At 63.5% G+C, this 22,406-nt stretch carries 19 protein-coding genes; 12 read left to right on the plus strand and 7 right to left on the minus strand.

What is annotated here, in order from left to right; translation table 11 throughout:
* Positions 1-124: 124 nt before the first annotated feature.
* The gene (locus ACVI9W_RS09305) at positions 125-913 is read right to left on the minus strand and encodes an AraC family transcriptional regulator (RefSeq protein ID WP_461529831.1); all 789 of its coding nucleotides are present in this window, start codon (positions 911-913) and stop codon (positions 125-127) included.
* Positions 914-1,000: 87 nt separating this feature from the next.
* On the opposite strand from ACVI9W_RS09305, the gene ACVI9W_RS09310 reads away from it, so the two are divergent.
* On the plus strand, positions 1,001-2,020 hold the full coding sequence (locus tag ACVI9W_RS09310; protein WP_461529832.1) for a bile acid:sodium symporter family protein: 1,020 nt from the start codon (positions 1,001-1,003) through the stop codon (positions 2,018-2,020).
* Here the strand turns inward: ACVI9W_RS09310 and ACVI9W_RS09315 are convergent.
* Positions 2,007-3,284, minus strand: coding sequence for an acetyl-CoA C-acetyltransferase (locus tag ACVI9W_RS09315; protein WP_461529833.1), 1,278 nt, complete (start codon positions 3,282-3,284; stop codon positions 2,007-2,009). The genes ACVI9W_RS09310 and ACVI9W_RS09315 overlap by 14 nt on opposite strands.
* A gap of 201 nt (positions 3,285-3,485) precedes the next feature.
* Between ACVI9W_RS09315 and ACVI9W_RS09320 the strand changes: the two genes are divergently transcribed.
* From ACVI9W_RS09320 to ACVI9W_RS09345, 6 genes are all read left to right on the plus strand, one after another.
* Positions 3,486-4,838: a 3-oxoacyl-ACP reductase gene (locus ACVI9W_RS09320; RefSeq protein ID WP_461529834.1), complete on the plus strand. Its 1,353-nt coding sequence runs from the start codon at positions 3,486-3,488 to the stop codon at positions 4,836-4,838.
* 2 nt (positions 4,839-4,840) lie between these two features.
* Positions 4,841-5,695, plus strand: coding sequence for a MaoC family dehydratase (locus tag ACVI9W_RS09325; protein WP_461529835.1), 855 nt, complete (start codon positions 4,841-4,843; stop codon positions 5,693-5,695).
* A gap of 61 nt (positions 5,696-5,756) precedes the next feature.
* Entirely contained in the window at positions 5,757-6,062 is a 306-nt protein-coding gene (locus tag ACVI9W_RS09330; protein ID WP_191830789.1) for a MazG-like family protein, read from the plus strand.
* Positions 6,059-6,808, plus strand: coding sequence for a methyltransferase domain-containing protein (locus tag ACVI9W_RS09335; RefSeq protein ID WP_157194355.1), 750 nt, complete (start codon positions 6,059-6,061; stop codon positions 6,806-6,808). The genes ACVI9W_RS09330 and ACVI9W_RS09335 overlap by 4 nt, the downstream gene beginning before the upstream one ends.
* A 19-nt stretch (positions 6,809-6,827) precedes the next feature.
* A complete protein-coding gene (locus tag ACVI9W_RS09340; RefSeq protein WP_038615023.1) occupies positions 6,828-7,478 on the plus strand; it encodes a DUF4136 domain-containing protein in 651 nt (216 codons plus the stop codon).
* Between the two features lie 19 nt (positions 7,479-7,497).
* A complete protein-coding gene (locus ACVI9W_RS09345; RefSeq protein ID WP_038615026.1) occupies positions 7,498-8,058 on the plus strand; it encodes a DUF4136 domain-containing protein in 561 nt (186 codons plus the stop codon).
* Positions 8,059-8,068: 10 nt separating this feature from the next.
* Here the strand turns inward: ACVI9W_RS09345 and ACVI9W_RS09350 are convergent, their stop codons facing one another.
* Both ACVI9W_RS09350 and ACVI9W_RS09355 read right to left on the minus strand, forming a co-directional pair.
* On the minus strand, positions 8,069-9,286 hold the full coding sequence (locus tag ACVI9W_RS09350) for a PAS domain-containing protein (protein ID WP_461529836.1): 1,218 nt from the start codon (positions 9,284-9,286) through the stop codon (positions 8,069-8,071).
* Positions 9,283-9,411 carry a hypothetical protein gene (locus ACVI9W_RS09355; RefSeq protein ID WP_461529837.1) on the minus strand — a complete coding sequence of 43 codons (129 nt, stop codon included), beginning with the start codon at positions 9,409-9,411 and terminating at the stop codon, positions 9,283-9,285. Before ACVI9W_RS09355 ends, ACVI9W_RS09350 begins: the two co-directional genes overlap by 4 nt.
* 74 nt (positions 9,412-9,485) lie before the next feature.
* On the opposite strand from ACVI9W_RS09355, the gene ACVI9W_RS09360 reads away from it, so the two are divergent.
* The 3 genes from ACVI9W_RS09360 to ACVI9W_RS09370 all read left to right on the plus strand — a co-directional run bounded on the left by ACVI9W_RS09360 (position 9,486) and on the right by ACVI9W_RS09370 (position 11,351).
* Positions 9,486-9,956: a prepilin peptidase gene (locus ACVI9W_RS09360; protein ID WP_422421411.1), complete on the plus strand. Its 471-nt coding sequence runs from the start codon at positions 9,486-9,488 to the stop codon at positions 9,954-9,956.
* A gap of 133 nt (positions 9,957-10,089) precedes the next feature.
* Positions 10,090-10,872 carry a response regulator transcription factor gene (locus ACVI9W_RS09365; RefSeq protein ID WP_461529838.1) on the plus strand — a complete coding sequence of 261 codons (783 nt, stop codon included), beginning with the start codon at positions 10,090-10,092 and terminating at the stop codon, positions 10,870-10,872.
* A 68-nt stretch (positions 10,873-10,940) separates the two neighbouring features.
* Positions 10,941-11,351, plus strand: a complete 411-nt coding sequence (locus tag ACVI9W_RS09370; protein WP_461529839.1) for a response regulator — start codon at positions 10,941-10,943, stop codon at positions 11,349-11,351.
* On the opposite strand, the gene ACVI9W_RS09375 is transcribed toward ACVI9W_RS09370, so the two are convergent.
* Both ACVI9W_RS09375 and pbpC read right to left on the minus strand, forming a co-directional pair.
* On the minus strand, positions 11,342-13,006 hold the full coding sequence (locus ACVI9W_RS09375) for a ShlB/FhaC/HecB family hemolysin secretion/activation protein (RefSeq protein ID WP_461529840.1): 1,665 nt from the start codon (positions 13,004-13,006) through the stop codon (positions 11,342-11,344). The two genes, ACVI9W_RS09370 and ACVI9W_RS09375, sit on opposite strands and share 10 nt — an antisense overlap.
* Before the next feature lie 118 nt (positions 13,007-13,124).
* Complete coding sequence (gene pbpC / locus ACVI9W_RS09380) at positions 13,125-15,458, minus strand: peptidoglycan glycosyltransferase PbpC (RefSeq protein ID WP_461529841.1); 2,334 nt, start codon at positions 15,456-15,458, stop codon at positions 13,125-13,127.
* A gap of 104 nt (positions 15,459-15,562) precedes the next feature.
* On the opposite strand from pbpC, the gene ACVI9W_RS09385 reads away from it, so the two are divergent.
* Entirely contained in the window at positions 15,563-15,856 is a 294-nt protein-coding gene (locus tag ACVI9W_RS09385) for a hypothetical protein (RefSeq protein ID WP_038615042.1), read from the plus strand.
* Positions 15,857-15,940: 84 nt separating this feature from the next.
* Here the strand turns inward: ACVI9W_RS09385 and ACVI9W_RS09390 are convergent, their stop codons facing one another.
* The gene (locus tag ACVI9W_RS09390; protein ID WP_461529842.1) at positions 15,941-20,845 is read right to left on the minus strand and encodes an alpha-2-macroglobulin family protein; all 4,905 of its coding nucleotides are present in this window, start codon (positions 20,843-20,845) and stop codon (positions 15,941-15,943) included.
* A gap of 101 nt (positions 20,846-20,946) precedes the next feature.
* Here ACVI9W_RS09390 and ACVI9W_RS09395 point away from each other — a divergent pair, with 101 nt between their 5' ends.
* Positions 20,947-22,287 carry an MATE family efflux transporter gene (locus tag ACVI9W_RS09395; protein WP_461529843.1) on the plus strand — a complete coding sequence of 447 codons (1,341 nt, stop codon included), beginning with the start codon at positions 20,947-20,949 and terminating at the stop codon, positions 22,285-22,287.
* The last annotated feature ends 119 nt before the right edge of the window (positions 22,288-22,406 follow it).

Raw genomic sequence — 22,406 nt, forward strand, 5'->3', positions numbered from 1 at the left:
TGCACCGGATTGTCGCTGTAGCAAGACCGCACTGCGTTGTAACGGCAATCGGTCAGACTTGCCATAGTTTTTGTAAATGTTGGTGCCCAATCGTTCACAAAAATCACCAGATTTCTTTACCGCACTACAGTCGCATGCCCCCCGGGGTGAAACCGAACAGGCTTTTGAACGCCGCAATATAAGCCGAGGTGGAGTCATAACCGCAGCCCAGCGCGGCTTCGGTGACGCTCTGCCCGGCCTCCAGCGCTGTCAGCGACGATAGCAGGCGCATGCGCTGGCGCCAGCCACGAAAGCTCAAGCCGGTTTCGCGCTGGAACAGGCGCATCAGGGTCTTTTCCGAGGTATTCAAGCGCTGCGCCCACTGCCCCAGGGGTTGTCCCTGGTCCGGGTGGGCAAGCAATTCGTTGCACAGTTCAAGCAAACGTGGATGCTGCGGCAACGGCAGGGAAAAGCCCACCTCCGGCAAGGCCTGCAACTGGTCCAGCAACACCGCCACCAGTCGCGCTTCAGCGCTGTCGCCTTCGGCGTAGTCGACCGGCAGCAGACAGAACTGCTTGATCAGCTCACGCGCCAGTGGCGTGACTTCCAGCACCCGGCACTGCCCCGGCGCCCAGCAAGCTTCCTCACGGCGCACATACAGGCTGCGCATCTCGGCCTGCATCGAGGTCACCACCTCGTGTTCAACCCCAGGTGGAATCCAGACACCCCACTGCGGCGGCGCGAAGTAGCTGCCCTCGGCGGTGTACACCCCCAGCACGCCACTGATCGCGTAGGAGAACTGCACCCAGTCATGCTGATGACGTGGCGTCCAGGAGCCGGCCCCGAGGCTTTCCGCCCGCGCGTACAGCGCCCGCGGCAGGCGCTCGAGCACAGGAATCGGACGCGGTGAAGGTTGTTGTCCGTTTATCGGCATCACTTGGCCTTATGTCGCAAGACGGCAATCATGCGCCGAGCGTAGCCTTTGCGCTCAATGATTACAAAATGATTCGAAGGTCCGCCGATGCAAGCGCTCAAACACCTTAAACGCGTGGTAACCGACTGGTTCCTCTGCGGCATGTTCCTCGCCACCTTCCTGGCCTGGCTGTTCCCCGATGTTGGCCGCAGCGGCGGAGCAATGCATGCCGAATACCTGATCAATGGCGGGGTGTTCCTGGTGTTCTTCCTGCACGGTATCAACCTGTCCAGCGAGCAGATTGGCCGCGGCCTGAAGAATGGCCGCCTGCATCTGATGGTGCAGGGTTTTACCTTCGTGGTCTTCCCTCTGCTCTGGTGGCTGGCGGACAAGCTGTTTGGCAGTCATGTACCGGCGCTGCTGATGCTGGGCTTCTTCTATCTGTGCGCCCTGCCCTCGACCATCTCGTCTTCGGTGGCCCTGACCGGCAGCGCTGGCGGCAATGTGCCGGCAGCGATCCTCAATGCCAGCCTGTCCAGTGTCCTCGGGATCTTCATCACGCCCTGGCTGGTCAGCCTGGTGGTCGGCACCGGCAGCAACGGCATCGACCTCGGCGCCACCCTGCTCGACCTCTGCGCCCTGTTGTTGCTGCCGCTGGTGCTCGGCCAGTTGTTGCGTCCCTGGCTGGGGCGCTTCTTCGCCAAGTACAAGCGTTACACCAACATCCTCGACAAACTGGTGATCCTGCTGCTGGTCTATGCCGCCTTCTGCAACTCGATGGTTTCGGGCATGTGGCAGCAGCAAGGCAGTGCAGTATTGCTTACCGCGTTTCTGGGCAGCGCCCTGTTACTGGCGCTGATTCTCTGGTTGACCACTCGCACTGCCCGGGCCCTGCGTTTGAGCCCGGCCGATGAAGTGGCAGCGGTGTTCTGTGCCAGCAAGAAATCCCTGGCTGCCGGCGCACCGATGGCCGCACTGATCTTCGGCGCGCATCCGGGCCTGGGCCTGATCCTGCTGCCGATCATGATCTATCATCCGCTGCAGCTGATCGTCTGCTCGATCATGGCCGAACACTATGCCAATCGTCCGGCCCCCATCACTGCGGGCACATTGCTCAGCGCTCGATGATCGCCGTCACGCCCTGACCGCCGGCGGCGCAGATCGAAATCAGGCCACGGCCCTTGCCGGCGGTGGCCAGCAGTTTGGCCATGTTGGCCAGGATGCGCCCACCGGTAGCGGCAAACGGGTGCCCGGCCGCCAATGAACTGCCCTTGACGTTGAGCTTGCTGCGATCGATCGCCCCCAGCGCTTCGCTCAACCCCAGGCGGCGCTGACAGTAGTCGGGATCTTCCCAGGCCTTGAGGGTGCACAGCACCTGGGCGGCAAAGGCTTCGTGAATCTCGTAGTAATCGAAATCCTGCAGACTCAGACCGTTGCGCGCCAGCAAACGTGGCACCGCGTAGGCCGGTGCCATCAGCAGCCCTTCCTGGCCTTTGACGAAGTCCACCGCAGCGGTTTCGCCGTCGACCAGATAGGCCAGCACCTCAAGCTGGTGTTCATGGGCCCACTCTTCACTGCCCAGCAACACCACAGACGCACCATCGGTCAGCGGCGTGGAGTTGCCAGCGGTGAGGGTGCCCTTGTCGCTACGCTCGAACACCGGCTTGAGGCTGGCGAGCTTCTCCAGGGTCAGGTCGGCGCGCAGGTTGTTGTCGCGGGTCAGGCCGAGGAAAGGCGTGAGCAGATCGTCATGCCAGCCCTCGGCATAGGCCGCCGCCATGTGTTGATGACTGAGCAGCGCCAGCTGGTCCTGATCCGCTCGGGGAATCTGCCAGGTCTGCGCCATCAGCTCGCAATGCTGCCCCATGGACAGCCCCGTGCGCGGCTCGCCATTGCGTGGCAGTTCCGGTTTCAGGTGCCCTGGACGCAACTGCAGAAACGCCTTGAGTTTATCTGCCAGGGTCTTGCCGCGATTGGCCTGAAGCAGAATCCGGCGCAAACCTTCATTGACCGCGATGGGCGCATCGGAGGTGGTGTCGACGCCACCAGCAATTCCGCTGTCGATCTGCCCCAAAGCGATCTTGTTGGCCACCAGCAAGGCGGTTTCCAGCCCGGTGCCACAGGCCTGCTGCAGATCGTAAGCCGGGGTTTGCGCCGACAGCCGCGAACCGAGCACGCACTCGCGGGTCAGGTTCATGTCCCGTGAATGCTTGAGCACCGCCCCGGCGGCGACCTCGCCCAGTTGCAGGCCATGCAGCCCGAAGCGCTCGATCAGCCCTTCGAGGGCCGCTGTGAGCATCGCCTGGTTGCTGGCTGTGGCGTAGGCGCCGTTGGAACGGGCGAAGGGAATCCGGTTGCCGCCAATGATTGCGACCCGGCGCAATGAGCGCATGCGAAACGTCCTCTTCATAACGGTGGGAGCGGGCTTGCCCCGCGATGCGATGTGACTAGCGGCTTGCAATCGCGGGGCAAGCCCGCTCTCACAGGGTTAAGACTGTTTGCTCCCCAACAGCGTAGGTGTTTTTTCAGCGTTCGAACGACCAACGGCCAAAGATGGTCCACACTTTGAAGCTTATTTCAGGGAGAGCCGCACATGAGCGACCGCTATATCGACTTCGCCAATTCCGATCTCGGCCGCCGCCTGGTCGGTGCCGTCGGTTTGCCCAGCCCTGCTCGCCTGGAACGCTGGCAGGCCGGCCGTCTGCGCCCGGTCGAAGGCGCGTTGCTGCTCGGCGGCGGCCCCCTGGCAAACAAAGTCGAGGCGTTTGCCCAACGCCTGACCGATGAGATCTACAGCTTCGCCAGCCCCGACCTGAACGCCACCGAATGGGTCGCGGGCCTTGGCCCCAAACTCAAGGCCGTGGTGTTCGACGCCAGCGAGCTGGACGACATTGACCAGCTCAAGCAACTGCGCGAGTTCTTCCAGCCGCTGCTGCGCAGCCTGGCGCCCTGCGCCCATGTGGTGATTCTCGGGCGGGCCCCGGAGCAGCTTGATGACCCGCTGGCGCAAGTCGCCCAACGCGCCCTGGAAGGCTTCAGTCGTTCACTGGCCAAGGAGCTGCGCGCCGGGGGCACCCTGCAGTTGCTGTACGTCAGTGACGATGCTGAAGACCAGCTCGAAGGCGCCTTGCGCTTTTTTCTCTCGCCCAAGAGCGCCTTCGTTTCCGGTCAGGTCCTGCGCCTGCAGTCCTGCGCCACGCAGGTGCAGGACTGGACCCGGCCGTTGGCCGGGCGCAAGGCGCTGGTCACCGGGGCGGCGCGCGGCATCGGCGCGGCCATAGCCGAAACCCTGGCCCGCGACGGCGCCGAAGTCGTGCTGCTTGATGTACCCCAGGCCAAAACTGACCTTGAGGCCCTGGCCGCACGTCTCGGCGGGCGCAGCCTGGCGCTGGACATCTGCGCCGCCGACGCCGCCGCGCAACTGCTCGAAGGGCTCCCGGACGGCATCGACATTGTCGTGCACAACGCCGGCATCACCCGCGACAAGACCCTCGCCAACATGACCCCCGAATACTGGGACTCGGTGCTGGCAGTCAATCTCAAGGCGCCGCAGTTGCTGACCCAGGCACTGTTCGACAGCGGCGCCCTGCATGACCATGCGCGCATCGTGCTGCTGGCCTCGATCAGCGGTATCGCCGGCAACCGCGGCCAATCCAACTACGCCGCCAGCAAGGCCGGGCTGATCGGCCTGGCCCAGGCCTGGGCGCCGAAACTGGCTGCGCGCGGTAGCAGTATCAACGCGGTGGCCCCCGGTTTTATCGAAACCCGCATGACCGCCGCCATTCCCTTCGCCCTACGCGAAGCTGGACGGCGCATGAGTTCCCTGGGTCAGGGCGGCCTGCCCCAGGACGTCGCCGAAGCTATCGCCTGGCTGGTGCAACCTGGCTCCGGCGCGATCAATGGCCAGGTGCTGCGCGTTTGCGGCCAGGCAGTGATGGGGGCCTGAACATGACTCGACACTGGCAGGACCTGAGCAGCACCGCGGCACTTTCCAGCCTTTACCTGCGCGCCGCGCGCAAGCGCAAAGTCACTGGCGACACTTTGCCCGACAGCGGATTGCGCTGTTACCTGGAGGTTCGGCCGCAGCAGCTCGAGGCCTATCGCAAGCTCTGCCATTTCAGCGACGATGGACGCTTGCCGCCGACCTTCCCACATGTCATGGCCTTCGCCTTGCAGTTGCAGGTGCTGACGGCCAAGGCGTTCCCCTTCCCCTTGCTGGGCATGGTCCATCTGCACAACAGCATCCGCGTGATACGTCCGCTGGGTGGTATCAGCCGCCTGCGCTTCTCTGTGCATGTGGAGAACCTGCAGCCACACGAGAAGGGTGCCACCTGCGACATGATTACCGAAGCTGAGGATGGCTTGGGGCTGCTCTGGTCGGAAACCAGCCGCATGCTCTGCCGCGGCGTAAAACTGAGCGGGGAGCCTGTGGCCACAGCAGAGCCGGTCAAAGAGCCACTGGATGAACTGACCCGCTGGTATGCCGACAGCGATATCGGTCGCCGTTACGCCAAGGTCTGCGGCGACTACAACCCGATCCACCTGAGCACTACCAGTGCCAGGCTGTTCGGCTTCCCCTGCGCCATTGCTCATGGCATGTGGAGCAAAGCCATGACCCTTGCCGCGTTGCGTGGACACCTGCCGGTCAGTGGTTACGAGATTGCAGTGGACTTCCTCAAGCCGGTGCGCCTGCCCAGCGAAGTGATCCTCAACGCCAGCCCCACCGCCGCCCAGGGTCAGCTACGCCTGGATGGCCATGGCGAGCTGGTACATATGCACGGCAGCTGGCGGCCACTGGACTGATACGCCGCGCTTGCGTTGCACAGCGGCCCGCCTGAAGCTATGCAGCTTGAGGAGAGCCTTGATGAACCTGCACGAACTGACCCAACGCCTGCACCGCATCCGTGACAACAACGACTGGCGCGGCTTTCACAGCCCGAAAAACCTGGCCATGGCCGCCAGTGTTGAAATGGCCGAACTGGTGGAGATCTTCCAGTGGCTGAGCGAAGACCAGTCACGCCAGCTGACGCCTGAGCAACTGGAGCACGCCGGCCAGGAGGTCGGCGATGTGGTGCTGTACCTGTTGCTGCTGTGCAGCGAGCTGGGCCTGGACATGGAGCAGGTGGTGCGCGCCAAGCTGGCCGACAGCGAAAGGCGGTTTGCCCGATGAAAGACCGCCATTTCGATGCCCTGGCCACGCGCTTTGCCGAGAAAATCTACGGCGGTGCCAAAGGCGCGATCCGCCTTGCAGTGCTGCAGGCCGACCTCGCCGAGACCCTGCCCGAGCGCCCCTTGCGCGTCCTCGATATCGGTGCAGGCTTGGGGCACATGGCCTTGTGGCTGGCCGAGCGCGGTCACCAGGTTACCCTCGCCGAGCCCGCCGCGCCCATGCTCGAAGGCGCCCGCGCGCGATTTGCCGAAGCCGGCCAGCAGGCGACGTTCATCCAGGCCCCCTGGCAAGACCTGCTCGGCCAGCTGACCGAACCCTACGACCTGGTGCTGTGTCATGCAGTGCTGGAGTGGCTGGCGGAACCGGAAACCATCCTGCCGGTACTGCACCAGCTGACCCGCAGCGATGGCCTGCTGTCACTGGCGTTCTACAACCGTGATGCACTGGTCTATCGCAACCTGCTCAAGGGCCATTTCCGCAAACTGCGCCGCGACGACATGGCCGGTGAAAAGCAAAGCCTGACCCCGCAAAAACCGCTTGATCCACGCACGCTCAGGGTGCAACTTGAAGATCTGTGGCAGGTCGAAACAGAAAGCGGAGTACGGGTGTTTCACGATTACATGCCAAGCGAGTTCCAGGCCAGGGCCGAGTTGCCCGACCTGCTGGAAATGGAACTGGCGCATCGGCGCCATCCCGCCTTTGCCGGGTTGGGGCGTTACCTGCACTGGCTCTGTCGACCACGCTGAATCACGCCGGGAGGGTGACATGCCGTACCGTTTGACCCTGGGCCTGTTGTGCCTGGCACTGACAGGCTGCCAGAGCAGCAACCCCTATGTCGCCAGTTCCCGCCCGCTGCCTCCGGCTCCGCCGCAAGCGGCCACTACCTTCGATGCCAGTGCTTATCCTGCACCGCCACGGGACTTTGGCCGCTACCGCAGCTGGGCCTGGCAGGACGGCCAGCTGCCGGCTGGCGGCGCTCTGGCAGAACCTGCGCAACTGGCCGAAGCGGTCAGCAACGCCCTCGACCAGCGCGGCCTGCGCCCGGCACGCAATGGCCAGGCGGGAGATCTGCTGGTCAGCGCCAATGTGCAACTGGAGCGCCGCCTGCAGCAGGTGCGCGAAGATTATTACCCCTATGGAGGTTATCCCTACGGTGCTTATCCCTATGGCGGCTACGGCGCTTATGGCAGCGCCGGCCGTTACCACAATGGTTATGGGGTGTATGCCAGCGCTCCGCTGGTGCGTACTTACGAAGTCGAAGTGATGGTGGTCCGTGTCGACCTGTATGACGCCCGCGACGGTCAGGCCGTCTGGAGCGCCAGCGCCGAGACCGCCAGCCAGGGTTCCCAGGGCGAACGCGAGGAGGCCCTGCGCGAATCATTGAAAAAGGCCCTCAACGGCTATCCTCCCAGCTAAAGGCAATTGGAGATCCATCATGTTGTGCCGTCTCGCTTTACTTTCACTCGTGGTGTTGCTGGGTGCCTGCCAGAGCCACAACATCACTCAGGACTACGACGCCAGCCGTGACTTTGCCGCCTACCGCAGCTGGGTCTGGCAGGAACCGGCACTGCAGTACCGCCCCGACGATCCGCGGATCAAGAGCGACCTGACCGAACAACGCATCCGCCAGGCCGTTACCGGCCAGCTTGATCAGCGTGGTTTGCGCCCGGCCCAGGGCAGCAGCAAGGGCGATCTGAAAGTGCAGACCTACCTCATCGTCGAGCAGCGTCAGCAGCAGATCACCACCAACTATGGCGGCGCCTGGGGAGGCTACTGGGGTAACTACTGGGGCGGGCCGATGTACAACGAAACCCGCAGCGTTGACTACAAGGTGGCGACCATCCAGGTCGATATGTTCGACGCCAAAGATGGCAAGCTGGTGTGGCGTGGCAGTGCCGAGCAGATCATGAACAACTACCCGCCAAGCCCCGAAGAGCGCAGCAACGCAATCCAGGAAACCGTGATGAACGCCTTGTCGAACTATCCGCCGCGCTAAAGGCGCTGACCTAGCGCTGCTGGCACTTGATATCACTGATATCGAGCATGAAACCTTGCAGCCGACGTTGCTGGCCACTGCCACGCACCTGCCCGCACAAGCGAAACCAGCGGGCAGTGGCCGGCAGGTTGTTGTCGAGCAGGCGCAGACTCAAGTGCAAGGCACAACCGTCACGCTGCAGCTCACCAAGAGCCAGTTGCACCGCTTCGCGGTCGCTCGGGTGCACGCGGCTCAGCCACTGACTGATGGTCAACTGGCTCGGCATCCCCAGACTGCCAGCCAGGCCGGGGTCCAACTGCAACGTCGCTTCGTTCAAACGCCACTGCCACCACCCGGCGCCGAGCTGCAGCTGCAGGCTGTCCAGGCGCTCGCTGTGTTGTTGCAGATTGAATGCAGCCAAACGGCCAACCAGGGGTTCGGCATAGGCGGCACAGGCACTGAGCGCATCCGCCGCAACCAGTGCCTCAAGCGGGCCGACACAGATCAGCCAGGCCTGGACAATATGCCCCTGGGCATAGGGCAGCAGATAAGTATCGAACTGCGGCAGTAGAGCCTGCAGGTCTGCATGATCGGTACTTGAGACCATCTGCCCCGGGACCAGTCGATCCAGCAGATGTCCGATCGCCTCATCACTGGGCCAATGCAGTGGCGCGTTGCTGCTGGCATAGGTCTGCCAGCCCTGCTCCCCCGGCAGCAGGATCCGCCCACCGCTGGCCCGCCAATGACGGACCAGCCATTGCAATTGCTCCTGGGCCACTTGCCCAAGACGCTCAATGCTGCAATTGCGTAATTCGCAGGCCAAATGGCTCATCAGGTGGCGCTGGCGCTCTGCGCCCAGCGACTGCTGGTGGTGTTGCAACAGGTCGCCGATGTCGAACAGCTGCAACAGCCAGTTGCCGGGCTGTCCCAGCAGCCAGCCTCGGGTATGCAGCGTACCGCCACCGACCGCCTTGAAATCCAGATCCAGCGGCTGCGCCTGCCAGTCCATGGGCTCTCCCTCAAGCACCACCAGACTGTAGGGCTGTACATAGTCCTGCAATCGCACCTCGCTGTACGCCGGCAACGCCAGCGCCGCACGCAAGGGGCCGGCCAGGCGCTGTACCCTGGCACCATCGTCGAGCCATATCTGTAATCCCACGGCGGGCATACTGGCCGGCGGCTGCGGCTCGGCAATGACCGGTGTGGAGCGCCCACGCAAACGCCCGAACAACCGTGCTACGCCACTCACCGTTGCCGGCTCGCCTGGGTCTTGTAGCTGGCCGCACCATGGAACAGCGCAAAAAAGATCACGAATACCGCAACGAACTCCAGCGCCGCAGCGCCTTTTTGCCTTCCGACCAGGCTTGCTTTCATGATCGCGTCTACCCTGACAGTGACACCTGACTGACAGCATAGAATCATTCACCACAAAGGGATGCATTTCGCCAATGCAAAGCATTGTTCTGCTGCTGTGGCTTGCCTTGTGCGCTGAACAAGATATGCGTGAGCGCCAGATCGCCAACACCCTGACCCTCGGCGCGGCAGCCTGCGCCCTGGCCTATTTGTTCATGACCGGACACACTTGGATCGGTGCCGACGCCAGCGAAGGCGGCTGGGCACTGGCCATCGTCATGCTCCTGACCCTGCCCGGCTACATGCTCGGCCGCTTTGGCGCCGGTGATGTGAAGTTACTCGCGGCCCTGGCGCTGGCGACCGATCGCATGTATGTGCTGGGCACCTTCATCGGCGCCGGAATAGCCGTGCTGATCTGGCTCTCCAGCCGTCGCTGGCTGTGGTCCCTGCTGAGTCAAAAGGTCAAGAACCGCATCAAGCAATTAACTGAGGACTCTGCAAACAAGCAACCCTTTGCCCCCTTCATACTGGCGGGTTTCGTGCTGGCCAGTGTATGGATCCATTAGTCGCCCAAGCCTGTTTCTAGCCCGTGCATGGCTTGTACATGGGCGCAAAGTACGACTACTTTCTAGTGAGTTGACCAGCGATTGCAAGACCCCAGGCTCCGGGAGAGAGGGGCTTCTCAGCAGGGAGTAGCGTGTGAACAGGATCCTCAGTGAAGTAAAGGTGTTGGTCGTCGATGGCCAGCCCTTAGTCGTCGAAGAGCTGTGTGAACTTCTCGAGCGCAACGGCTACCGTTGCCTGCCATGCCTGTCCAGTAACCAGGCTATCGAAACCTTTGCCGCCGACCCGTCGATCGGCCTGGTGTTGTGCGACCTGCACATGCCGGAATGCGATGGCGTGGAGCTGTTCGGCGCCTTGAAAGTGATTGCCGGGCAACAACGGATTTTCGAGGCGATCATGCTCACCGACAGAGCCGACAAACAGGACGTGATCAGAGCCTTGCGCGCAGGCTTTGCCGACTACTACCAGAAACCCCTGGACCTGATCGAACTGCTCGAAGGCGTGCAACGCCAGGAGGCCGCACTGCAGGAACAACAGCAATGCCAGCAACGGCTGGGCAACCTGAACCAGAAACTGCAGTACCTGGCCGACTCGATCGACGACCTTTACCAGGACCTGGAAAAAGCCCGGGGGCTGGGTGCACAGCGTCGCGCTACAGACGTCGACAGCGAGCCGGTTGCCGAGAACCTTCCGGGCAACTTCGAACAACTGTCACCCCGGCAACTGGAAGTCGCGCGCCTGGTCAGCCAGGGCAAGACCAACTATCAGATCGCCTGCGAACTGGGCATCACCGAAAACACCGTCAAGCTCTACGTCTCCCAGGTGCTGCGCCTGACCCATATGCACAATCGCACGCAGCTGGCGCTGGCGCTGTCATCGAGCACTTCGCCACTGCACCTGCGGGTAACGGCGCACTAGGCCCGCCTCCTGGCTGCGGGCTTCATGGACTGAACGGCCTGACCTTTGACCTGTTATGGAAACACACCATGCCAAGCTCCTCTCTGCGCGAACAGATTCTCCTGGTGGATGACGAAGAGGAGGCGTTGCTGGACCTTGCCGAACTGCTTGAGGCCGAGGGTTTCCGCTGCCACACCGCCACCTCGGTAAAACTCGCCCTGCAGCAGCTCACCCGCCACCCGGACGTGGCTCTGGTGATCACCGACCTGCATATGCCGGAAGAGAGTGGCATTTCACTGATCAAGCGCTTGCGCGAGCACACTGCCCGCCAGCACTTGCCGGTGATCGCCACTTCCGCTCATGCCGACATGGACGACATCAGTGACCTGCTACGTCCGCAGGTGCTGGACCTGTTTCGCAAACCGATCTATCACATCCGCCTGCTGGAAACCCTGGATAACCTCTTTCCCAAGCCACGCTCGCCACGCGATTACAGTTGAAAACTGAAACTCAGGGTAAAACGTGGCTGCCGGTCGAGGCTGTCGAGGGCGATGTCCGACATAGGTTTGGCCGCTTCCAGGGAAACGCTGTAGTGGCGTGCATCGCCAACGCGCACCCCCAGTGCTGTCGAAGACAAGCGTGAGTCGCGGATTTCAAGCTCGTTGAACCAGCTGCGCGCGGCATCCACTACCACATAGGGCTGCACCCGCTTGAACCAGTGGCCATCGCTGTTGAAACTGTAGTTCAGCTCATATGCCACACCCCAGCCCTTGTCACCCGAAGCCTGGTCGGCGGGATAACCACGGGCGAAACTCTGGCCGCCAAATACTGCACGCTCACTGTCCGGCAAACTGTCGTTGCTCCAGTTCAGCGCCGCCGAAAACACACCCTGCCAATGATCGAAATAGCGATCACTCTGCAACCCGGACACCCGCAGGCGCAGAAAGTCCAGGTCGACATCGCTGTCGGTGTTCGCCCCCAGGTAATCCATGCCCTGGTAGGCGCCGACACTGAGGATGCGCAATTGCCGGGGATCGGCCTGGCGCCAGTCGCCCTCGAAGGCCAGGGCACGCAAGTCGGTACGGCTACGACTCTTGAACGCAGTATCGACCGCCTCATAATCGGTGTCGTCACTCACTGCATAAAGGCGCCCGGCAACGTTGAGCCACTCCTCGGGGGAAGCGGTCACGACCTGGCTCAGGCCAATCGAATAGCGCTCATGCTCACGATGTTGCTTGAGGTCGATGCCGTTGTTCAGCCGAACCAGGGCGCCTGGATCACCGCGGTAGCGCGTGGCCGACAGGTTCAGCTGACTGCCTTCGCTGTCCAGGTACTGGGCATAGTCCAGGCGGTAGTAATGCTCATGCTCATCACCGGGAGGAAACAGCGCAGTGAAACTCACTTGCTCGGCCAGCGCAGTCTGCGCATTGCTGCTGACAGCCAGCAGCGCCTGTGGGTCCTCGCGGTTGCCATCGCTGAGATTCAGCGTCGAGCTGAAGGGCTGGCGCGAAGCCTGAACAACCAAGGTGCTCGCACCATTGGCGTCGCCAGGCGGCACCTGGGCCTGCAGCGTAACGCCAGGCACCCGGCTCATCAGGGCGGTATAGCGTTGCAAGGTCTTGCGTGTGAGCGGGCGCTCGGCCTTGAGTTTGCTCGCTAGCGTGTGCAGATAGGCGGATGCCGGTCCGATATCACCTTGCAGTTCATAGTCGCGAATGTAGCCCTCGACCAGCGCCACCTGCACACGCCCATCGGCAAAGTCCTGTGGCGGCAGGTACGCGTAGGACAACAGGTAACCATCCTGCTGATAACGCCGGGTCAGACGCTGGGTGGCTTCGACCAACTCACCCAGGGTGACCTCGCGATTCACCAGCTCTTGATAGTTGTCCCGCAGGTCGCTCAGCGGATAGAGGGTGCCACCGACAAAACGCACCTTGTGCAACAGGATCCGCGTGTTCATCGGCAGTTGCAGCGGCGGTGCTGCGGGTGTGGCGACATGCAAGGCCGGAGTGCCGGGACGATAGCTGTCGGCGGGCAGGTTTGGCGCCGGCAGGCTGCGTTCGACTTCATTGCTATCGAGATACACTGGCAGCGATCCGGCGCTCAGCCCGCTTGCCCAAGAAAGACTGAGAACCGCGACGGCCAACGGACGCATTTGACGCTCCATGATCCCGGCAGATACAAGAGCACCAAGACGGCTCCCTCGTCTGGTTCAAGCGTAGGTGGTGTGCGCATCGTCGTCTAATCAGAATGGCGGCTGCCATGCAGCCCGATCATTCATTGATCTGAAACTCGACCCGCGCGGTCTGGCCGCTCTCGTCCAGCGCGCTCAGCTCCACCCGCCCGTTCTGCTCGAAGCGAGCGCTCAAATGCTCCTGGCCCTGCGACTCACCCAGCGGTGCGCCATTGAGGAACCACCAGCGCCGACCACTGCCGCCCAGCGCAGAAACCTCAAGACGCAACGGCTCGCTACTGGTGGCCGGACGACGCAGTTGATCGCCCTGGCGCACGCCAACGATGGACAGCGGTGGCGCGGTGGCCGGCACCTGCGGTGGGCAGTGCGGATCAACCGGGGGCAGCCGCGCTTCGCGCCGTTCCACGCGAGGCAACCAGGGCTCCAGCGGCGCAGGCCACAAGGCAATCTCCCTGGCCTGGGCGCCCGGGCAACTGGCATCAACCCGCTGTCCTTGTGCGTTGACCCAGACCGTTTCGCGCAAGCCGACGCTCAAGGGCTGGTCGGCCGCCTGCAAGGTTGGCGGCGTGGTGCCATCCAGGGTCCAGGCAAAACGCTGACGCCGGCAATTGCTGTCCTGTCGGGCCAGCGGTTGGCCTAGCGGCCAGCAGATCGCGGCCACACCGACATTGTCCGGCACTGCGGCCACCGGCACGGCAATGCCACGCTGGCTGTCACGGTTGCTCAGTACATCGTGGACCTGCAGCATCAACGGTGCCGCCGATGCCAGGCCGAACTGTCCGGGCACCGGGGTGCCATCCGGACGACCGATCCAGATACCGATCAGATAGCGCGGCCCGACACCAATCGACCAGGCATCACGAAAGCCATAGCTGGTGCCGGTCTTCCAGGCCAGCAGCGGACGCTGTACCAGTTCAGCATGCGGATCACGGTCCGGGCGCGCCTGGCCACTGAGAATGCGCCGGATGATCCAGGCGCTGCCCGGCGACAGCAGCCGGTGTTCGAGCAGTGGTGCATCCGGCTGCAAACGCATGGGCGCACTCATTCCACCGCGTGACAGCGCACCATAACCGGCCACCAGGTCTTCCAGGCGACTGCCCGCGCCGCCCAGGATCAACGACAGGTTCGGCTCGGCCAGCGGTGGCAGGGTCAACGGCACACCGCCATTGCGCATTTGCGCGGCAAAGCGCTTCGGGCCATAGGCTTCAAGCAACTGCACCGCAGGCAGATTGAGCGACAGCGCCAAGGCAGAGCTGGCCGCCACCGGACCGCTGAAGCCCATGGAGAAGTTCCCCGGGCGATAATCGCCGTAGCGTCTGGGCACATCCTGCAGCAGGGATTCGGAATGAATCAGGCCATCGTCCATGGCCATGCCATAGAGAAAAGGCTTGAGGGTCGAACCGGGGGAGCGCAGCGCGGTAATCATGTCGACATGCCCGAAACGGCGCTCATCATTCAGATCGACCGAGCCAAGGTAAGCGCGTACCGCCATGGTCTGCGCCTCCACCACCAGGATCGCCGCCGAGGTGCGCTCGGGCAGGCGGGCGCGCCAACCGAGCAGCAAGTCTTCCAGGCGCCGCTGCAGCGCGGCATCGACAGTGGTGCGGATCAGCGGCGGGCTGTGCGGCCGGTTCAGGCGTCGCGCCAGCAACGGTGCCAGCGCAGGCTCCTGGCGCGGTGCCAGCAACAATGGCTCCTCCATCGCCTCAATGACACGTTGCTGCGGCCATACCTGGTACTCGGCCAGGCGCTTGAGCACTTTGTCGCGGGCTACTTGTGCGCGGGCTGGGTGACGGTCCGGGCGCAAGCGGCTCGGCGCCTGGGGCAGTACCGCGAGCATGGCCGCTTCAGACGGGGTCAAGTGTTGCGGCGATTTGCCCAGGTAGGCCCAACTGGCCGCTGCCACGCCCTGCAAGGTACCGCCGAAAGGCGCGCGATTGAGGTAGATTTCAAGAATCTGCGCCTTGCTCAGGTGCCACTCCAGCTGGGCGGTGCGCCACAACTGACGCAGCTTGCCAGGCACCGTGCGCGAATGCGGATCGAGCAGACGCGCGACCTGCATCGACAGGGTACTGCCGCCCGACAGCACCCGCCCGCCACGCAGGTTTTGCCAGGCAGCACGGCCCAGGGCCAACGGATTGACCCCTGGATGCTGGTAGAACCAGCGATCCTCATAGGTCAGCAGCGCCTGCAGATAATAGGGCGACACCTGATCGGCACTGACCGGATACCGCCAGACCCCATCGGCATCGGCGAAACGCCACAACGGCGTGCCGTCCTCGGCCAGCACCACGCGCGCCAGGTCATCGGCCGGCAGCGGCAAAGGCCACAGGCGGTCGGCAGCCCACAACAGCGCGCCGCACAACAGCACGACAGCCGATACGACGCTCAGGCGTTTAGCTAAGATGGGCATCAGGCCTCCGTGTCGCTGGCGATGGACAGGGAACCGAGCAGGCCAATACACAGCCAAAGGTTTGGCAACGGCCAACGAGCCGATACGATCATCAGGAAGCAACTATGCATGTAGAAGGTTTTTTCGAGTGGCTCGGCCAGGCGTTGGGGGCACTGATCCGCTTTGTCGTCGATGGCCTGAGCGGTTTGTTCAACCTGCTGGCCAACGCAGGTGGCAACTTCATCGATGGCCTGGCGCGCACATTGGGCATGGACACCTCGCTGGTCAGCATCGTAGCCCTGATCATCGGCTTGATGCTGCTGTACTCGGCCATCCGTGCCTTCATGCGTGCCTCGATCATCCTCGGCATCATCTGGCTGGTGCTGGGGTTGTGGGTGCTGAGCTGGATCATTCACTGACGGTGGGTGGGAGCGGGCTTGCCCCGCGATTGCGTTGTGTCAGTAACATCGCATCGCGGGGCAAGCCCGCTCCCACCGGTCCCTTCAACGGCCCTTGATCACCATCTCACCTGCCGACTCACCCACCGACTGCAGGTTCGGTCGATACATCGATTCCACCTGCGGCGGCGGCACCCGATAGGTACCCGGGGTCACTGCACGCGCCAGATACAGCAAGTGCGTAGTGCCGTAGCTGTCCACAGGCAATGCCGCGACATATCGATCATCGCGGAACTCCTGGTGCACGACGTTGGCGTTCTGCATCGAGTCGCGCCACTGTTTGACCGCACTGCTGGCGTTGTCCAGGCTCGCCGCGCTCTGCGCCAGGTTCTGGTTTTCCAGCTCGAGACCGGCAGGCAGCAGGTCGACCACCAGCGCATCCGGTACCCGGGACGTAGCAGTCACGGCCAGGTGCACCAGCACCAGGTCACCACTCTTGAGCGCACGGATATCCAGGGCCCGACCATTCAAACCCAGGTACTCACGACGAATGTTCATGCCGGAGCTGCTTGGCGCCGGGGCGTAGCGTGGGTAACCGGACAGGGTCAGTTGCTGATACAAGGTGTCGCTGCCCTGATTCTGCACCGTCAGCGGCGAAGCCAGCAGTGGCCCTTCCAGTTTCAGACCCGATTGCGCGCTGTCCAGGTCACGCAGTTCACCCGCACTGTCCAGACGCGCCGACCACTTGCCTTCCGGTTTGTTCAGCAAGCCGCGGCCGGCGAGGAACAAGGCGTTGCGCTCCTGGGTCGACAACCACTGGCTGGCTGCGACCTGGTCGGACAACTGGAACAGCCGTTGATCCAGCAGGGTGCTGGCCAGGTTGTTCTCTTCGAGCAAGGCCAGGATCAAGGCCTGGTCGCGCACCGGGCTGCCGTAGTCGCCTAGCCAGTCCCTGTCGTTGCGACTGACCGCCAGGCCCGCTTGCAAGGCTTGCTGGGCGCGGGGCTTGTCACCCATTTTTTCCAGGGCAATGGCCAGCTGCACCAAAGGCAAGCCGGAGCGGGCATCGCTGCGCCGCTCGAACAGGCTGCGCAGCGCACCCAGCGGCGCCTGCTGCGTACGGGCCAGCACCAGAGCGGCATAGGCCTGCACGGCAAAACGGCTGTGCTCGGCGTTATTGCTGTAGTTCACCTCGATCAGGTTGCGCTCCTGCAGATAGCGCAGCAGGCGTTCGCTGGCCTTCTTCAGGGCATCGGCAGGCACCGCATAGCCCTGCTCGCGAGCCCGCAGCAGGAAATCGGTGACATAGGCCGTCAGCCAGTACTCCTCCTCGGAATCCGAACTCCACAGGCCGAAGCTGCCGTTGTAGCGCTGCATGCCCAGCAAGTGCTCGATGCCCATCTCGATCTTGCGCTTGCGCACCTCGGCGGGCTCGCCAGTGATGCCCAGACGCTTGAGGGTCGCGGCATCGGCATACAACGAGGGATACAGACCACTGGTGGTCTGCTCCAGGCAGCCATAAGGGTAGGCTTCCAGGGCGCGGATCTGTTCGGCCAGGTTCAGCGGCGGACGACTGGACAAGGCCAGCATCGCCTCCAGACCGGCCGGCTCGAATGCGGCCAGGTCAGCCTCCGGCAGGCTCCACGGCTGATCGTTAAGCGCCACCCGGTAGTGCTTGAGCATGGCCGGGTAGGCCGGACGCACGCCCAGGGTCCATTCGCGGCTGAAGGCTGTGGCCGTCTCACCCGGCAGTTGCAACCCCAGCACCTCGACCTTGACCTTGCCCTGGCCCAGACCACCGCTGGCCTGCACCGGTACCAGCAGGGTGACACGCTTGCTCTGGGTCAGCTCGAGGGATTGCTCGGCGGCACGCATAAGGCTCAACTGGCCTTCGGTGCTCAGGCGCACGTTGAGTTTTTGCGCCTGCCCGGACAGGTTCGAGACATCCAGCGCCAAGGTAGTGCTGTCACCACCGGCGAGGAAGCGCGGTGCCGACAGCTCGGCGATCAATGGCGCAGCGACCACGGTCTTGCCTTCAGCCACGCCATAGCGCTCATCGGTCCAGGCCTGGGCCATCAGGCGCAGTTCGCCGTTGAAGTCGGGGATATCGACGCTGGCTTCGCCTTCGCCGTTTTCGTTGAGGGTCACCGGCGCGCTTTGCTGGGCGACGATGGTGACGCTGGTGTTCGGTCGCTTGCCGCCCTTGGCCATCGCCGCATCACCACCGAAGGCCAGGCTGGCCAGACGGCCCTGACCGGCTTCGATCAACTGGCCATAGATGTCCAGCTGGTCGGCGCCGTAAGCCTTGCGGCCGAACATGCCGGTGAACGGGTCCGGCGTCGTGTAGTCGGTGATATTGAGAATGCCCACGTCCACCGCCGCCAGCAGCACATGCACCTGCTTGGGCACGCTGCCGTCGGCATTACGGGCCTGGACCTTGACCGTCAACGGCTGCTTGGGACGCATCTTTTCCGGCGCGCTGAGGGTCACCGCCAGCTTGCGCTCGCCACGGTCCAGCGGCAGGTGCAGCACCCCGACCGCACGCTTGGGCGTGGCGTTGACCTTGCGCTCGCCCGGACGAATCACCAGGGCGCTGACATACAGGTCATGGCGCGCCCATTTGCGGTCGAGGTTGATGGCGAAGGTCTTGCCTTCGGCCGGCACGTCGATCTCCTGCCACCACAGCGGTCCTTCACTGGATTCGACCATCAGGTAACCGGTACCGGCCGCAGGTGGCGTGACGGTAACGTTGGCGGTAGCGCCATCGGCGTAGGACGGTTTGTCCAGGGCCAGCTTGACCTGGTCCGGACGCACGGCACCGCCGTCGGCGTTGTCCTGGGCACGGTAGCCGGCCCAGAAGCGCTCGCTGGAGACCAGGCCGGTCTGCGGGTCTTCGACCTCGACACGGTACGGGCCCCATTCAACCTGGAAGGTCAGCTTGGCGGTCGAGCCCGCCTTGATGTTGACCGTCTCTTCACTCTGGGTCAGGAACTTCTCGTTGAAGTTGTAGCTCCAGCCGTCACTTTGCGAGTAGTTCCAGTAGTAGTCACGACGCTCGCGAATCAAACGCACCTTGAGGCCGTTGGCGGCCAGCTTGTTGCCATCACGATCGGCAACCAGCATTTCGAATTCCACCGGACCATCGCTGTCGGTTTCTTCACCGTCGAACAAGCCGCGCAGCCCCGGCAGGCGTTCGGCCGGCCAGATCGGCTGCTCCAGGCGCCGGGTGATCGGTCGGCCACCGGACTCTTGCAAGCTGGCCTGCACCGTCAGTTGCAGCGGCGAACGGGCTTCGGACCATTTGCTTTCGATGCTGATGGTGGTCTTGCCGTTGGCGTCCAGGGTGACCTCATCCAGCTCCAGGTCCTGGCTCAGCTCCTGCTCGGTGATCGAACCGAACTGATAGCCCGGCAACGCCGCTACCGCTTCACGCAGCGGGCGGACATACGCCTGGCCGCTCAAGCGGTTGCCCGAGGCCGGGGCGCCGTAGAGGTAGCGACCATTGACGTCGATCTCGGCGCTCTGTTCAGGACTCAGCGGCTCATCGCTGCCTTTGAGCTCCAGGGCCAGGCGCTCGGGCAGGAAGTCTTCAACAAGAAACTCGTAGATCTGCTTCTTGCCACCACCCAGGTCAAACAGCAACTGCCAGCGCCCGGTCGGGGCTTCCGTGGCCAGTTGCAGCTGATACTGGTAGAGGCCGTTGCTGCCCGGCTCCCAAACGAACTTGCGGCTGATCTGCTCATCGGGCCGGCGCACTTCCACGGTTACCGGCTGCGGCTTCAGCGGACGACCGTCCTGGTCGCGCAACAGGCCATTGAGCAGCACGGTCTCGCCTGGGCGGTACAGGTCGCGTGGACCGAAGACGAAGAACTGCAGGGGATTGGCCTGGGGACCTGTGATGTCGAATTCCGCCAGGTCCAGCGCCGCACTGTTCAGGCGCAGCATGGTGGTGTGCACGCCCTGATGGGCCAGCAGGGTTTCCGCCTTTGGCGGCATCGGCAGTTGGGCATGACCGTCGCTGTCGGTCTTGCCTTGGCCAAGCACCCGGCCTTCGGCGTCGAGCAGCTCAAGGCTGACGCCACTCAGCGCCTTGCCACCTTCCAGCCCCTGGGTGAACACATCCATACGGTTCTGGTAGCGGTGCGCGGACACACCGATGTCGCTGAGGGTGAACAGGGTGGCTGGCTGCGAGTAGTCGTAGGTGCCCGAAGCACGCATCACCGCCAGGTACACGCCCGGCTCCTGCAGCGGCTTGATCCCGGCGATCGGCAGCAACACCGTTTCACGGGTGTTGCGCGCCGGATTGAGGTCGAATCGGCCGCTGTAGACCAGCTCGGCCATGTCCAGGGTTTCTTTCGACTGGTAGTAGTACAGGCTGCTGTTACGGCCCCAGGCGCTGAGGAACGACGACAGCGATTCAGGCTTGATGCGGAAGAACTCGACATCGACCTTGTTGACGTTCAGGGCGATCACCGGCAGCCCTTCGGCCAGGCGCGTCGGCAACAGCGAACCGCGGCTGGCGAAGCCGATGGTGGCCTGCATGTCGCGGGTTTCCAGGCGGCTTACCGACTCGGCGGCCAGGCGCTCACCGTTTACGGCCTGCAGGCCGGCATCGATGGTCAGCACCAATTTGCGTTGCGGCTCGAGGTGGCGCAGGCGCAGCTCCATACCGTTATCGGAGAGCTCCCAGGCGCCATCGACTTTGCCTTTGACGGTATCGACCAGGTGCACCCGGTCGGCAAAGTTCTGCTGCGCATCCAGTGGCACCGAGAAGCTCAAGGACAGTGCGCTGGCACCATCGACCTGAACTTCCGAGACATCCACCACGCTCAGTTCGCGACCGGCATAACGCTTGGCCAGAGTCGCGGCGTCTTCACGGGCCGGCTTGGCGGCTTCCTGAGTCTGCGCAGGCGTAGAGGCCGGAGCCGGGGCTGGCTTGTCTGGGACAGACGAGTCGCAGGCGCTGAGCAAGGCCAGCACGCAGGCCAGCAACAATCCTTTGTTGAGCATGGAAAAAACTCTTTGGCAGCAGGTTCTGAGGGAAGAACTATATATCAACCAGGCCGTCTCCGTGCGCTGCGGCTACAATGTCCGGCTTGCCTGGAGCCGACATGTCCCGATTGTTGACCGACTGGCGCGACCGCCCGACCCACCGCAAGGTCTGGGCCCTGGCCGCGCCGATGATTCTCTCGAATATTTCCGTCCCCCTGGTGGCGCTGGTCGATAGCGCGGTGATCGGTCACCTGCCGCATGCCCACCAGTTGGGTGCGGTCGCCGTGGGCGCCAGCCTGTACACCTTCCTGGCCTGGGTCATGGGTTTTCTGCGCATGGGCTCCACCGGGTTTGCCGCCCAGGCGGCCGGGCGTGCCGACGGCGCAGCCTTGCGCCAGGTGCTGGTGCAGGGTTTGTTGCTGGCGCTGCTGTTCGCGCTGTTGCTGGGCCTGCTCGCCCTGCCCTTCAGTCACCTGGCCCTGCAATTGATGCAGCCCTCGGCGGCGCTGGAGCAATCGACCCAGGACTTTTTCCAGACCCGTCTGTTAGGCCTGCCGGCGGCGCTCGCCAGTTTCGCCCTGGTCGGCTGGTTCCTCGGTACCCAGAACGCCCGGGCGCCGCTCGCAATTCTGCTGACCACCAACCTGCTCAATATCGCTCTCAACCTGTGGTTCGTGCTGGGCCTGGATTGGGGCGTGATCGGTTCTGCAAGGGCCTCGGTGATTGCCGAATGGAGTGCCGCACTGCTCGGTCTGGCCCTGACTCGCCCGGCCTTGCGCGCCTATCCGGGACAGATCGCCTGGGCCCTGCTGCGCCGCTGGCAGAGCTGGCGGCCGCTGCTGGCCGTCAACCGCGACATTTTCATTCGCAGCCTGGCCTTGCAGGCGGTGTTCTTCCTGATCACCGTACAGGGCGCACGCCTGGGCGAGGCTACCGTTGCTGCCAATGCCCTGCTGCTCAATGGTCTACTGCTCACCGCCTATGCGCTCGATGGTCTGGCCCATGCGGTCGAGGCCTTGTGTGGCCATGCCATCGGTGCCGATGATCGCCAGGCCCTGCGTCGCTCGCTGACCGTGGCTTGCGGCTGGTCGCTGCTGGCCAGCAGTGGCTTTGCCGTGCTGTTTCTGTTCGGTGGCCACCTGTTCATCAACATGCAGACCGATATCGAAAGCGTGCGCGCAACGGCCTATCAGTACCTGCCTTATCTGGCGCTGTTGCCGCTGGTGGCGGTGTGGAGTTACTTGCTCGACGGTCTGTTCATCGGGGCAACGCGGGCGCGGGAGATGCGCAACGGCATGTTGCTCAGCGTAGCGATTGCCTTGCCTGTGGCCTATGCCGCCAGAGACCTGGGCAACCATGGCTTGTGGCTGGGCTTTCTGCTGTTCATGGCCTTGCGCGGGTTGACACTGGGGGTAATGGGCTGGCGGTTGCAGCGGCAGGATGGGTGGTTTACCCGCTAAAGCCATCGCTGGCAAGGCCAGCTCCCACAGGGTTCTAGTGGATCTGATAAGAAACTCTGTGGGAGCCGGCCTTGCCGGCGATGCGGTCAACGCGCAGTCACTGACTGCGCGCGACCTGC

It is taken from the genome of Pseudomonas sp. 210_17 TE3656 (assembly GCF_054821965.1).